This is a genomic window from Amycolatopsis sp. NPDC114503, assembly GCF_055633655.1.
In genome coordinates, this window is record NZ_JBVKDT010000002.1 from 1,038,784 (window position 1) to 1,051,191 (window position 12,408).

Genomic DNA, 12,408 nt, shown 5'->3' on the forward strand with positions numbered 1-12,408 from the left:
CTCCGCCCCGCGCGACCTCAAAATCACCGCCGAAGCCGCACGCGAACCCGATCAGCCCAGAATCACCAGGTCGAGGGCACCACTGCGCGCCCTCGACCGTTCGACCTGATCAGGCCACCGTCGCATCCACCGTGACCTCGATGCTCCCGCCCAGCGCCTTCGAATACGGGCAGGTCTGGTGCGCGGCCGCAGCCAGCGTGTCGGCAGTTTCCTGATCGACGCCCGTCAACTCCAGGTGCAAGGCAGCGCTGAGCCAGAAGTTCGCCTCGTCGTGGTGCAGCGTCACATCCGCGACCACCGCCAGATCCTCCAGCTTCACCTTCCGCTGTGCGGCGGCAATCCGAACCGCACCCATGAAGCACGACGACCAACCAGCGGCCAGCAACTGCTCCGGGTTCGTCGCACCTCCGTTGCCGCCCAGTTCCTTCGGGATGGCGAATTTCAGGTCGAGCGCACCGTCGGACGAAACCGCGCGTCCCCCGTTGCGGCCTTCGCCGGTGGTGGTCACGACGGCGGTGTAAGTGGTTTCGGACATGACTTTCCCTTCCAACACTTTTCAGAATCCGTTGAGGGCGGTGCCGGTGAGCGCCGCCAGCGCGCCGAGAATTTCGCGGAACGCCCGGGTGATCGGGTCCATCGGACTTGGCCTTTCGGTAGGCGACCGGGGCGCTGTCCTCCGGTCTCGGCGACGAGAGAACCTTCGCACGCAGATTCGTCACCGGTCAAGACGGTTACGTATTTCTGTGACCCGCTGCTCATAACCCCTCAAGGGGGTTAGGCGAGCTTGCATGCTGATTCGTCACCTGTCAGACTGGTGCGCATGGAGCACGCCTTCCCCTGCGGGAACCCGGCGCTGGACTTCGTCGGCACGCTGCGAGCCCGCCGCAACGAGGAACCGGCCGAGATGCTGGGGTCGCCGCGCAGCCTGGACGCCTGGTTCCGCGAATCCGGGGTCACCGACACCGACCCGGCGAGCACGGCCGCGGACCTGGCCGGGGCGATCGCGGTCCGGGAGGCGATCTACGCGCTGGTCGCGGCCCGGCTCGTCGGCCACGAGTACGACCCGGGCGCGTTGACGCTGCTCAACGAGGCCGCCGCGCAGCCGGACGCGGTACCGCAGCTGAGCCGGGCCGGACGGCAGGTCCGGGCGACCGCCGGGCAGGCGTTGTCGACCGTGGCCCGGGCCGCGGTGACGATCCTGGGCGGGCCGGACGCGGACCTGCTGAAGGAATGCGGACGGCCGGAGTGCACGCAGGTGTACTTAGACCATTCGCGCGGGTCCCGGCGGGAATGGTGCGCGATGGCTACCTGCGGAAACAAAATGAAAGCGGCGGCTTATCGAGCACGGCAAAGGGGAAATCCGCCGTTGACTCCCTCTCGGCAATCCTGAACGAGGCCGCCTTCAGCCGGCGAACAATCGAGTCAGCGCCGTGCGGCTGTCGTCGTCCGCCGCACGGTAGATCAGCACGCGCTGGTCCGGATTCTCCACCGGAGCAAGCACTTCGAACCGCACCGTCAGCTCTCCGGCCTCGGGGTGCCGCAGCACTTTGAGCCCCCGGCCGTTGACCGCGATGTCCCGTTCCGCCCACCACCGGGCGAATTCCTCGTCCTGGGCGAGAAACTCCGCGATCAGGCCGCCCAGCTCCGAGTCGTCCGGATGCGTCGCCCAGGCCGCCCGCAGGTGCGCGATGCCTTGCCGTACCACCGTTTCCCGGTCGGTGTAGAACGTCTGCAGTTCCGGGTGGCGCAGGCACAGCCACATCGCGTTGCGCTGAGCGGGCGGCAGCGTTTCGAAATCCACCAGCAGGCACGTCATTTCGCGGTTCCACGCGAGGATGTCGTAGCGATGGTTCAGCAGCATGGCCGGGAGCGGAGAAAGATCGGCGATCAGCTGCGCCAGCGGTTCCGCCGCGACGGCAGCCGGTTTGTCCGCCGAACGAGGCTGCTGCTGGGCCAAACCGTAGAGGTAAGCGCGCTCGCCGGCACTCAGCCGCAACGCTCCGGCCAGCGCCTCCACGACCTCTGCCGACGGACGCAGCCCGCGCGCCTGTTCCAGCCGCACGATGTAGTCGATGCTCACGCCGGCCAGTTCGGCGACCTCTTCGCGGCGCAAGCCGGGCGTCCGCCGGGCCTGGCGCCGCGCGGGAAGGCCGAACTCGTCCGGGTCGAGGCGTTCGCGGCGGGTCCGCAGGAACGCGGCCAGCTCTTGAGTTCGGTCCACAGCGCGAGTCATCGCGGCCGACTCTACCCGAGGGTAGGACTCGCTTTCCCAGGCAATTCCGTCCCTTACCCCGGGCCCGCGACGAGAACAGGCTGGTCAGCGGCACTGGAGCACAAGCACAGGAGGACCCATGCCGCTCACTCTCGACACCTACCGGCTGCTGGGCCGGTCCGGACTGCGGGTCTCGCCGCTGGCGCTCGGCACGGCGACCTTCGGCACCGAATGGGGCTGGGGCGTGGCCGAGGAGGGCGCGCGCCGGCTGTTCGACCGTTACGTCGAACGCGGCGGCAACTTCATCGACACCGCCCCCACCTACACCGACGGCAGCGCGGAGCGCATGCTCGGCGAGTTGACCCGCGGCAACCGCGAAAGCCTGGTCCTGGCGACGAAGTACACGACCCAGCGCCGCCCCGGCGACCCGAACTCCGGCGGCCCGCACCGCAAAAACCTCTTCGCGTCGGTGGAGGCCAGCCTCCGGCAGCTTGGCACTGATTACCTCGACCTGCTCTACCTGCACGTCTGGGACTTCACGACGCCGGTCGAGGAGATCCTGCGCGGCATGGACGACCTCGTCCGCCAGGGCAAAATCCTGTACGTCGCGATGTCCACCGCCCCCGCCTGGCAGATCTCGCGCATGCAGGCCATCGCCGACCTGCGCGGATGGTCGCCGTTGGTCGCGCTGCAGGTCGAGTACAACCTCGTCGAGCGCACCGGGGAACGCGACCTGCTCCCGATGGCCCGCGAGATGGGGCTGGGCGTGGTCCCCTTCTCCCCGCTGGCCGGCGGCGTCCTGACCGGCAAGTACACCCGCGCCGACCTGACCCCGGCCGACCCCTCCCCCGGCGAGAGCACGCGCAAGAGCTTCAATCTCGCCGTCGGCGCGGTCACCGAACGCAGCCTGGGCATCGCCGACGTTCTGACCGGCGTCGCCAGGGAAATCGGCTGCACGCCCGCACAGGCCGGACTGGCCTGGACGCTGCTGAATCCCGCCGTGACCGCGCCGATCATCGGCGCTCGCACACCTGACCAGCTGGAAGACAATCTGGAGGCGTTGACCGTCGAATTCACCGAGCCCCAGCTGGCCCGCCTCGCCGAGGCCAGCGCGATCCAGCTCGGCATGCCGCACGACGTGCTCGCCAGCGACCATCTCCGCACGGCGACCCGCGGCGACTTGACGATCGAAGACCGGCGCTGACCGGCGGCAGCCCCTATCGCTTGCGCGAGACGGCAGGGGCTGTCCCGGGCTATTGCCGGCTGCGCGAAATGCCGCGGCGGCGAATGCGAAACCACCCTCAGACCTCGCGAACGCCCAACCGTCCAGTTGAGCATTACCAATCCAATTTGTTCAACCCTCCGTAAGTCGGTGATTCCGAAGACCGGGCAGAATCGCTGCACCAGATCGCCCCGCTCCGCCTCTTTCCCTGCGCCCGCGCAGATTCTCACTGTCCATAGTAGACACTTCAGAACACGCTGCGTGTCCGCGATCCGCACCGGCGCCACCCGTCCGGCGCAATCTCTGCAAAACCCGTCCGGCAAGCACCACAAGAGACAGTGGTCTTGCCTGACAACGTTGACGGATAACCGGGACTCCGCCTTTCTTTGCCAGCTGTTGACCTTTCCGGCAGCCCGGGCGTATGGTCTAGACCAAGAAGCCCACCCCTTCGCTCGAACCTTCCGCGGGCCGGCTCCCGGAAAGCCGGTGCGTCGTTTTGTCGTACCCGCACAAGGAAACGAGCATTCCCCGAAGGAGCTGTCCATGAAAGCGAACCGGAAACTCGTCGCCGCCGCGGTCGGCACGGCGATCGCCCCGGTCCTCGTGCTGATCAGCCCGGCAGGCATCGCCAGCGCGCACGGATACGTCAACGCGCCGGCCAGCCGGCAGGCCCAGTGCGCGCAGGGAGTCGTTTCCTGCGGCCAGATCAAGTACGAACCGCAGAGCGTCGAAGGGCCGAAGGGGCTGCACAGCTGCAGCGGCGGCAACGCCCAGTTCGCCGAGCTGAACGACAACAACAAGGGCTGGAAGGCGTCGCCGGTCGGCTCCTCGGTGGCCTTCACCTGGAAGTTCACCGCCCGGCACCGCACGTCCAACTACGAATACTGGATCGGCAACGACAAGATCGCCACCGTGGACGGCGGCGGCCAGCAGCCCCCGGCGACGGTCACCCACAACGTGAACCTCAAGGGGCACACCGGAAGGCAGACGGTGCTCGCCGTCTGGAACATCGCGGACACCGCGAACGCCTTCTACGCCTGCATCGACCTGCAGGTCAGCTGACCCGAAAAGCCCACATCAGACACTGAGGCACGGGCCGTGGCGGCGGCCCGTGCCTCGGTGCGCGTCCGCGGTTTTTTCCGGGAATGACAAAACCAGCCAATATCCCCCGCATTCGTTGACCCCGTCTCCCGGCCGTGACTAGCGTGCCGGTCACCGGAAAAGGGCACGACTCCAGGAGGCGGTTTTCCTTGATTTCCCGGCGGGCATTCCTCGGCGCATCCGCGGCAGCCGCGACATTTCCACTCTGGAACGCCGCGTTCGCCTCCGCGACCACTCCCGACACCGCGAAGGTCGCGTTCAACGACCAATCCGGCGCCAGCGAGGCCTACGCGTACATTACCGGCACGACGCTGGACAACCGGCTCGTCATCCTGAAAGCCGATGGCACGCCTTATTATCCGCCCTCCCCGGGCAGCGACCACACCCCGCTCGGCGAGGACTGCGCGATCCCGCTGAAGTCGCTTTCGCAGGTCACCGTCCCGAAAATGTACGCTGCCCGGATCTATGTCGTCCTCGACGGCAAACTGGACTTTTTCGTCAATCAGGGCCCGGCGCTCGTGCATCCGAGCTTCCTCGCCGCCGACGATCCGAATTACGGCCGGAACTGGTCGTTCTGCGAATTCACCTTCAACAACGACGTGCTGTTCGCCAACATCAGCTACGTCGACTTCGTCGCGATCCCGATCGGCCTGCACCTCACCACGACCGGCTCCGGCGACCAGACCGTGCCCGGTCTTCCGGCCCGCTCGCTCGACCCGATCTGCGACGCGCTCAACGCCCAGGGCGGCAAATGGGGCACGCTCATCGAAACCGGCGGCGACGGCAAACCGCTGCGCGCCCTGTCCGCGCATTACCGCGCCGACCAATTCGGCGGCTATCTCGACGGCTACATCGACGAGGTGTGGAAGAAATACGCCACCGAGACGCTTACCGTCGACACCCAGGTGCCCGGACTCGGCGCGTTCACCGGCAAGGTCGGAGCGGACGGCGTGCTCGCCTTCGACAACGGCGAACGATTCGACAAGCCCGCCACCCCGGACGTATGGAGCTGCGACAGCGGCCCGTTCGCCATCAAACAAGGCGACAGCGACGCCCGCAAGGCGATCATTCCCCGGCTGGCGGCGGCCTTGAACCGCACCACTTTGCGCGACAACCCGAAACAGCCGACCGGCGAGGACCCGGCGAAGTTCTATCAGAACCCGGAAACCAACCACTACGCGCGGATCGTGCACAGCAAACTCCCGGACAACCGGGGCTACGCCTTCCCGTACGACGACGTCTCCCCCGGGCCCGATTTCAGCGGCGCAGTCCAGGCGGGCGACCCGGACACGCTCACCATCACGGTAAACGCCTTGCGCTGAGCCGAAGACGTGCCGCGGTCCTTCGCGGACCGCGGCACCGTCATCCGGTGAGGTCGCCTTCCCGCTCGTTCTTCGCCGCGTAAAAGGCCAGCTTCTCTTCGTCGACCTCCACCCCGAGCCCCGGCCCGGACGGCACCTGCAACCGGCCGCCGGAAAGCCGCAGCGGCGCGACAATGTCGTCAGCGTGCAGGTAGTACATGCTGTCGATCGCCCGCGACAGCACCGGCGTGCTGGCCACCACCGCCAGATGCGCAGCGGTGGCGATACCGAGTTCGCCGCCGCTGTGCAGATTCATCCCGAGCCCGAACGTCTCGCAATGCGCGGCGAGTGCCTTGGTCGCCGCGATGCCGCCCCATTTGTAGACGTCACCGTGGATCACGTCGACCGCACCAAGCCGCACTGCCGGAGCGAACTCCTCGAACCGGACCACACACATGTTGGTGCACAACGGAATCCGCACCTTCACGCGAACCTGGCTCATCCCCTCGATCCCCGCGCACGGGTCTTCGAGATACTCGAGATCCAGCTCTTCCAACGCGATTCCGGCGCGAATCGAATCGGGCACCGACCACGCGGCATTAGGATCGACCCGCAGCTCGACCTCCGGCAGCGCGTCCCGCAGCGCCCGCATGATCCGGACATCGCCGCGAACGTCCCGGGTGCCCTTCAGTTTCACCGCCGAGAATCCGCCCTCGGCGACCACCCTCGCCGCGTGTTCGGCCAACCCCTGAGCGAGTTCCCCGCCTTCCGCACCAGGCGCGTCCGCACGCGTGATCAACGCGGTGATCGGCACCTCGGTCCGCACCGCACCGCCGAGCAGGTCGGTCACGGACTGCCCGGTGACCCGCCCGATCAGGTCCCAGCACGCGACGTCCAGCCCGGCCAGCGCCGCATAACCCAGATAGCCGTGGAAAAACGGCACCATGTGCTGCCGCCGATGGAACGCTTCGAGCGCGAACGGACTGGTCCCGATCAGTTCCGCGCCCAGTTTCCGGGTCAGCTCCGCGACCGGACGCCCCCACATCGTCTCGCCCCAGCCCTCGGCGCCGGTGTCCGTGCGCAGCCGCACCACCGTACGAGTTTCGCCGGTCTTGGTTTCGAAAGAACTGGTGAACGGATTCGTCAACGGCAGATTCACGACCCAGACGTCGACCTCGGCGATCTTCATGCCCGCGACCCCAGCGCCGCCGACACGACCCGTCGAATCGGTTCCAGTTCAACGTTTTCCACTGTCGCCTCGGACCCGGGCATTTCCTCGATCGTCGGCTCAGCCTTCAACAGAACGCGAAAGACCCGCGGCAACACCGTCCGCCCGACAAGGTCCTCCGCGAGCGCCGCCGCCTCCGGACTGTCCATTTTGTACTGTGCAGCAAGATATTCGGCGAGCCGCGCGTACATCACCGCGAACATCGCCTCGTAGTACGCCTTCGCACTGTCCGGCAGCCGCTCGGCAGCCGAGATGCAGAGCCGGCACGTCCGCGCCTGCGGCTCCCAGGTCAGCAGTTGCTGGAACCGGCCGCAGAAGAGCGCGACCGCCTCGACCGGGTCGGCCGCGTAGACGTCCGGCGTCATCAGCTTGCCGAGGTACAGCTCGCGGACGAGGTCGAGCACCGCGAGGAACAGCTTGTCCTTGCTCTCGAAGTGCGCGTACAGCGACCGCTTGGACGTCCCCGCACTGGTCGCGACCACGTCCATCGACGCGCGCTCGAACCCGGTCTCGAGAAACACGTTCTTCGCCGCCAGCAGGATGTGTTTGCGCAACTCCGCACCCCGCAGCTGCGAACCGCCTTCACGCGCCATCTTGCCTCCGCCAAAAGTAAACGGTACGGTGGAGTTTACTTCCTCCTCCGCCTCTTCGACAGTCTCCTGGAGTGCCCGCATGATCGTCGTCACCGCCCCCACCGGCAACATCGGCAGCCGCGTTCTCGCCGAGATCGCCGACGGTTCACGCCCCGTCCGCGCGATCGTCCGCGATCCCGCGAAACTGCCCGCCGACCTGCGGGAACGTGTCGAAGTCCACCAGGGCTCGCACAGCGATCCCGAAGTCCTCGCCCGCGCCTTCGACGGCGCGGACACCGTGTTCTGGCTAGTCCCGCCCGACCGCCGAGCCGCGAGCGCCGACGAGGCCTACTCCGGCTTCGCCCGCCCCGCCGTCGAGGCGATCCGCACCCACGGCGTCCGCCGCGTCGTGTCGGTCAGCGCACTCGGCCGCGGCACCGCCTTCGCCGAACGGGCCGGGCACGTGACCGCCACCCTGGCCATGGACGACCTCATCGCCGACACCGGCGTCGCCTTCCGCGCGCTGGCGAATCCGACCTTTATGGACAATCTGCTTCGCCAAGCGTCGGTGATCAAAGAACAAGGCACGTTCTACGACGTCCTGCCGCCGGATTACGCCGCCCCGACCGCCTGCACGCGCGACATCGCCGCGGTCGCCTCCCGGCTTCTGCTCGATCCTTTGTGGACTGGGCGGGAAGAGATCCCGATCCTCGGCCCGGACGACCTGTCGCCGAACCAGGAAGCCGAGATCGTGAGCGAAGTGCTGGGGATCTCGGTTAAATACCAGCAGATCCCGGTCTCCGCACTCGGCGCGCAAGTCCTCGCGAACGGTCTCTCCGAGGCGATGGCACAGTCCATGATGGACATGGCGACCGCGAAGCTGAACCACCTGGACGAGGGCGTCGTCCGCACGCCGCAGCATGCCGTCGAGACTCCCACGACTTTCCGGCAGTGGTGCGAAGAAGTCCTCAAGCCCGCGGTGGACAAAGCCTGATCCGGCCCGCCTATCGGCCGCTGCGGGCCAGCCCGGTCAGGATGTGGTCCAGACCGCGGCGAAAGGTTCGTTCATAACGGTCATCGGCATGCGGCGTTTCCGCTTCGACCATGATCCGGCTCAGATGCGGATAATCGCCGCTGCCGATGAGCACCTCGCCGTACTGCGCCTGCGCCGTCAACCAGGTCGGCATGTCCGTTCCGGAACGCCGAGCCGTTTCCTGTTCGGCCAATTCGTCGAGGACGTGGCCGCGGACGAAGGTCAGCAACGTGCTCACCTGGGCCAAGACCTCGTCCGCGGCCAGGCCCAACCCGTCCACCGTCGCGTACGCCGCGTCCAGCCACGCCAGGCTGTTCGGCCCGAGCGCCGGACGGGTCGCGGGCAACGCGGCCAGCCATGGATGCCGCAGCACCAGAGCCCGGTACTCGTCGGCGACCGCCCGCAGGTCCACCTGCCAGTCCCCGGTCGGCGACGGCGGCTCGCGTTCCCCGAAGGCGGCATCGATCATCAAGTCGAACAGCTCGTCCTTCGTGGCGATGTAGCGGTACAGCGTGGTCGTGCCGCTGCCCAACTCGCTGGCGACGCGGCGCAGGGACACCGCTTCGAGGCCTTCCGCGTCCGCGACCCGGATAGCCGAGGCGGCGAGGTCGGCCCGGCTGTAGGCCGGACGCGGTCCCCGCGCACCGCGTTCCGGCCGCAGCCAGATCGGCGGGCGCACCTCGTCCGGCGGCGCTGCGTCGTCAACCATGGGTTCCATTATTGCGAACACCGTACGCGGTTAGCTAGAGTCGGCTTTATGCGAACACTGTGCCCGGGTAATGGGGAAGACCGGTGACCGAGTACCGCACCGGGTCGGTCAGCTCCGCCGACGGGACCGTCATCGGATATCGCCGGCTGGGCAGCGGTCCGGCCGTGCTGCTGATGCACGGAGGCATGCAGGCGGCGCAGCACTTGATGAAGCTCGCGGCCGAGCTGTCGACCGAATTCAGCGTCTGCGCGCCCGACCGGCGCGGCCGAGGACTCAGCGGGCCGCACGGCGCTGATTACGGGATCGCGCGGGAAACGGAAGATCTGCGCGCGTTAGTCGAGAAAACCGGCGCGGCACAGGTTTTCGGCCTCAGCTCCGGCGCACTGATCACGCTGCGAAGCGCACTTTCCATCCCCGAGATCAGCGCGGTCGCCCTGTATGAACCACCGCTGTCCGTCAACGGCTCAGTGCCGCTGGATTGGGTGCCGCGCTTCGAGCAGGAGGTCGCCCAGGGACAGCTCGCTTCCGCACTGGCCACGGTCTTGAAAGGGCTGGCGGTCGAGCCGGCGCTCGGCCGGATCCCGCGCTTCGCGCTCGTGCCCTTCATGGCGATCGGCGCGCGTCTGCAACACAGCCGATCTGAGGCCGACGTGCCGATTCCCGCACTCGTCCCGACCCAGCGCTTCGACGTCCGGCTGGTCGAGGAATTGGCCGGCACCGCACAGGATTACGCGAATCTCCGCGCGCGAGTTCTTTTGCTGGGCGGCGCCAAAAGCCCCTTGTTTCTCCGAACCGCACTGGACGCACTGTCCGCCACAATCCCGCACGCACAACGAATCACGTTCTCCGGCCTGGGACATTCCGGCCCGGACGACGACGGCGATCCCCGCAGAGTCGCCGAAGCCTTGCGCGCCTTCTTCACCGCCTGAGCAACACCGCCACGCTCGCCGCGGCCGTCAATGGCACTCAGTGCACTTCACTTGCCGACCGGCAAGCACGTCACCCGGACTCGGCCTCGCGCAGCGCCGCGCCGATCCGGGTAACCACCTCGTGCAACGGCGTCGCGGTGCTGAGCACCGCCACCACCGTCCCCGGCTCCGCCTCCCCCGACGGCTTCCCGCCGGACGTCCGGAATGCATCCGCGACCAGGGTGAACGCCTCCGTCGCCGCAGCCTCGATGTCGTCGCGCCCGCCACTGCGCAGCCAGCGCCGCAAGACGTGGTTGTTCGCCGCCGCGATCGCCGCCGCAGCCACCGCCGCGCGGAGAGTCGCGGCCTCGTCCCCAGCCGCGGCGAAGCGATCCTGAAGGTAACGGGCGAGGACGCGCTGATAACGGTCGACCGTCGCGACTTCCTTGTCCCGCAACGACGGCACTGTGCGAGTGAGGCTGAACCGCTTGAGCGAGACGTCCAGTTCCGCCGCGTAAGACTCCAGCACGAGCGACACCGCGGCGGTCGCCACCTCGATCGGATCGCGCGCCGGGCCTGCGGTCTCGAAGACCTGCTCCATCTCGGCGACGATATCGTCGTGGTTGGCGAAGAGGACGTCGTCTTTGCTGTCGAAGTACCGGAAAAACGTCCGCCGCCCGACCCCCGCGGCCGCGGCGATGTCGTCGATGGTCGTCGCCTCGTACCCGTTGGCGGCGAACAGATCCACGGCCGCCGTGGCAAGCGCGCGACGCAACTGCCGCCGCCCGGCCGGCGTAGCCCCGACCCGGGTGCGCGGCGTCTCCGTCATCCCCGAACGGTAGCAGCCCGGGTTGCTAGTGGCACTCAGTGCCGTTAGCATAGGTCGCGCACCCCATGCGAGCGGAAGGCGTCGACGATGACACTCGACCAGCAACTGCGGCCCGACCACCACACCGGCCCAGACCCGGCCGACGCGTACTACGGCGGGGTGTTCGGCTGGTCAGTCCGACGGCAAGGCGCGCGCCTGTTCCTGGCCTTGGAAAACGGTCTGTGCGCGGTCACCCTGCCGAAACTCACCTCGGGCCCGGTGCTCGCCCACCTGTCCGCCCTGGGCTGCGACAGCCCGTCCCTGATCCTCCCCACCCAACACGGCCCGCGCCTGGCAATCCTCGCCGAAACCGACGGCGAACTCCTCCTGCGCGGCACCCTGCCAGCAGACGTAACCGTCCTGGACAGCGGCGCGCTCCTGCCCCTGCCGATCGGACAGCAGACGCCCGGAATGGGCCCGGAATGGCTGACCGCCCCCGACCCGAGGCACCGCTGGCTGCCGAGCGTGAGCGCAGTACTGGCCGGAGTGCGGCAGCGCCCCTGACTCCCGTTTCCGCATGGTCTGCGACCAGCTACACCGGCCTTTCACGCTCGCTGCGCCGGTCAGTGACGCCTTTCAGGACAGCGATTTCGTGAGGTGCCTTCACTGCAGTTAGCTCCGTGAGGGGCTCTGGAACCTAAGCGCCGCAAGAACCGCTACACAGACCAGACCTCCGCGTGGGTTCGCCACCCTTCGCCGCATGGCCAGCGCTCCGTGAGGGTTCCCCTCACAGACCCTGATTCCCCCAGGGTTCCCCTCACGACCCGCCGCGCGCCGTGAGGGGCCCCTTCACGGACCCGGATTCCCGCAAGGGGGCCTTCACGGACCGGGCCGGACTATCCCGCGCGCCGCCGCGACGCATCCAACGCCGCATTCGGCCTCTTCTCCCGTTGGCACCCGGTCAGCGCGATCGACAGCGGTGCAAGCGATTGCCGCGCAACGAGGCGCAAAACCGATGGCAAGGCGCAGAGCACGGCCGGGCACCCAAGCCGGGCACACCCGCCCAAACCGGCACCCGCAAGCCCACTCGCCACAGCACTCAGCCCGGGCACACCCACCCAAACCGGCACCCGCAAGCCCACTCGCCAAAAACACCCAGGCCGGACACACCCGCCAAACCGCACCCGCGCAAACCCACTCACCAAGCCACCCAACCCCCGCACACCCACCACCCCCGCACCCGCGAACCCCACTCACCAAAACACCCAAGCCACGCGCCCCCACCCCCCAAGGCGACCCCCCGCACCCACCTAA

At 67.9% G+C, this 12,408-nt stretch carries 13 protein-coding genes; 7 read left to right on the forward strand and 6 right to left on the reverse strand.

The genetic code is table 11. The features are described 5' to 3' along the window. Positions 1-109: 109 nt before the first annotated feature. Positions 110-535, reverse strand: a complete 426-nt coding sequence (locus ACZ7OI_RS12585; RefSeq protein ID WP_470264287.1) for an Ohr family peroxiredoxin — start codon at positions 533-535, stop codon at positions 110-112. Positions 536-820: 285 nt separating this feature from the next. On the opposite strand from ACZ7OI_RS12585, the gene ACZ7OI_RS12590 reads away from it, so the two are divergent. Further along, positions 821-1,390, forward strand: coding sequence for a CGNR zinc finger domain-containing protein (locus ACZ7OI_RS12590; RefSeq protein WP_470264288.1), 570 nt, complete (start codon positions 821-823; stop codon positions 1,388-1,390). A 12-nt stretch (positions 1,391-1,402) separates the two neighbouring features. Here ACZ7OI_RS12590 and ACZ7OI_RS12595 read toward each other — a convergent pair whose 3' ends face one another. Next, entirely contained in the window at positions 1,403-2,233 is an 831-nt protein-coding gene (locus ACZ7OI_RS12595) for a helix-turn-helix transcriptional regulator (RefSeq protein ID WP_470264289.1), read from the reverse strand. Between the two features lie 118 nt (positions 2,234-2,351). Here ACZ7OI_RS12595 and ACZ7OI_RS12600 point away from each other — a divergent pair, with 118 nt between their 5' ends. The 3 genes from ACZ7OI_RS12600 (at position 2,352) to ACZ7OI_RS12610 (ending at position 5,857) form a co-directional block, all read left to right on the forward strand. Next, the gene (locus tag ACZ7OI_RS12600; protein ID WP_470264290.1) at positions 2,352-3,416 is read left to right on the forward strand and encodes an aldo/keto reductase; all 1,065 of its coding nucleotides are present in this window, start codon (positions 2,352-2,354) and stop codon (positions 3,414-3,416) included. 561 nt (positions 3,417-3,977) lie between these two features. Further along, the gene (locus tag ACZ7OI_RS12605; RefSeq protein ID WP_116205932.1) at positions 3,978-4,496 is read left to right on the forward strand and encodes a lytic polysaccharide monooxygenase auxiliary activity family 9 protein; all 519 of its coding nucleotides are present in this window, start codon (positions 3,978-3,980) and stop codon (positions 4,494-4,496) included. A gap of 134 nt (positions 4,497-4,630) precedes the next feature. Continuing rightward, positions 4,631-5,857, forward strand: a complete 1,227-nt coding sequence (locus ACZ7OI_RS12610; RefSeq protein WP_470264291.1) for a glycoside hydrolase family 64 protein — start codon at positions 4,631-4,633, stop codon at positions 5,855-5,857. A gap of 40 nt (positions 5,858-5,897) precedes the next feature. Here the strand turns inward: ACZ7OI_RS12610 and ACZ7OI_RS12615 are convergent, their stop codons facing one another. Beyond that, positions 5,898-7,025: a mandelate racemase/muconate lactonizing enzyme family protein gene (locus ACZ7OI_RS12615; protein ID WP_470264292.1), complete on the reverse strand. Its 1,128-nt coding sequence runs from the start codon at positions 7,023-7,025 to the stop codon at positions 5,898-5,900. Then, entirely contained in the window at positions 7,022-7,657 is a 636-nt protein-coding gene (locus ACZ7OI_RS12620) for a TetR/AcrR family transcriptional regulator (RefSeq protein WP_470264293.1), read from the reverse strand. Before ACZ7OI_RS12620 ends, ACZ7OI_RS12615 begins: the two co-directional genes overlap by 4 nt. A gap of 79 nt (positions 7,658-7,736) precedes the next feature. On the opposite strand from ACZ7OI_RS12620, the gene ACZ7OI_RS12625 reads away from it, so the two are divergent. Beyond that, positions 7,737-8,630 (forward strand): NAD(P)H-binding protein, encoded by an 894-nt coding sequence (locus ACZ7OI_RS12625; protein WP_470264294.1) that lies wholly within the window; start codon positions 7,737-7,739, stop codon positions 8,628-8,630. A gap of 10 nt (positions 8,631-8,640) precedes the next feature. Here the strand turns inward: ACZ7OI_RS12625 and ACZ7OI_RS12630 are convergent, their stop codons facing one another. After that, positions 8,641-9,378, reverse strand: a complete 738-nt coding sequence (locus ACZ7OI_RS12630) for a TetR/AcrR family transcriptional regulator (protein ID WP_470264295.1) — start codon at positions 9,376-9,378, stop codon at positions 8,641-8,643. Positions 9,379-9,542: 164 nt separating this feature from the next. Here ACZ7OI_RS12630 and ACZ7OI_RS12635 point away from each other — a divergent pair, with 164 nt between their 5' ends. Continuing rightward, on the forward strand, positions 9,543-10,307 hold the full coding sequence (locus ACZ7OI_RS12635; RefSeq protein ID WP_470264296.1) for an alpha/beta fold hydrolase: 765 nt from the start codon (positions 9,543-9,545) through the stop codon (positions 10,305-10,307). A gap of 70 nt (positions 10,308-10,377) precedes the next feature. On the opposite strand, the gene ACZ7OI_RS12640 is transcribed toward ACZ7OI_RS12635, so the two are convergent. Next, positions 10,378-11,115, reverse strand: coding sequence for a TetR family transcriptional regulator (locus ACZ7OI_RS12640; RefSeq protein WP_470264297.1), 738 nt, complete (start codon positions 11,113-11,115; stop codon positions 10,378-10,380). 87 nt (positions 11,116-11,202) lie between these two features. Between ACZ7OI_RS12640 and ACZ7OI_RS12645 the strand changes: the two genes are divergently transcribed. Next, positions 11,203-11,658, forward strand: coding sequence for a hypothetical protein (locus ACZ7OI_RS12645; RefSeq protein ID WP_370938379.1), 456 nt, complete (start codon positions 11,203-11,205; stop codon positions 11,656-11,658). Positions 11,659-12,408: the final 750 nt, after the last annotated feature.

Excerpts from the sequence above, each read along its gene's own strand:
- ACZ7OI_RS12585 (WP_470264287.1), bottom strand. The coding sequence starts at position 535 with ATGTCCGAAACCACTTACACCGCCGTCGTGACCACCACCGGCGAAGGC.
- ACZ7OI_RS12590 (WP_470264288.1), top strand. The coding sequence starts at position 821 with ATGGAGCACGCCTTCCCCTGCGGGAACCCGGCGCTGGACTTCGTCGGC.
- ACZ7OI_RS12595 (WP_470264289.1), bottom strand. The coding sequence starts at position 2,233 with ATGACTCGCGCTGTGGACCGAACTCAAGAGCTGGCCGCGTTCCTGCGG.
- ACZ7OI_RS12600 (WP_470264290.1), top strand. The coding sequence starts at position 2,352 with ATGCCGCTCACTCTCGACACCTACCGGCTGCTGGGCCGGTCCGGACTG.
- ACZ7OI_RS12605 (WP_116205932.1), top strand. The coding sequence starts at position 3,978 with ATGAAAGCGAACCGGAAACTCGTCGCCGCCGCGGTCGGCACGGCGATC.
- ACZ7OI_RS12615 (WP_470264292.1), bottom strand. The coding sequence starts at position 7,025 with ATGAAGATCGCCGAGGTCGACGTCTGGGTCGTGAATCTGCCGTTGACG.
- ACZ7OI_RS12620 (WP_470264293.1), bottom strand. The coding sequence starts at position 7,657 with ATGGCGCGTGAAGGCGGTTCGCAGCTGCGGGGTGCGGAGTTGCGCAAA.
- ACZ7OI_RS12625 (WP_470264294.1), top strand. The coding sequence starts at position 7,737 with ATGATCGTCGTCACCGCCCCCACCGGCAACATCGGCAGCCGCGTTCTC.
- ACZ7OI_RS12630 (WP_470264295.1), bottom strand. The coding sequence starts at position 9,378 with ATGGTTGACGACGCAGCGCCGCCGGACGAGGTGCGCCCGCCGATCTGG.
- ACZ7OI_RS12640 (WP_470264297.1), bottom strand. The coding sequence starts at position 11,115 with ATGACGGAGACGCCGCGCACCCGGGTCGGGGCTACGCCGGCCGGGCGG.
- ACZ7OI_RS12645 (WP_370938379.1), top strand. The coding sequence starts at position 11,203 with ATGACACTCGACCAGCAACTGCGGCCCGACCACCACACCGGCCCAGAC.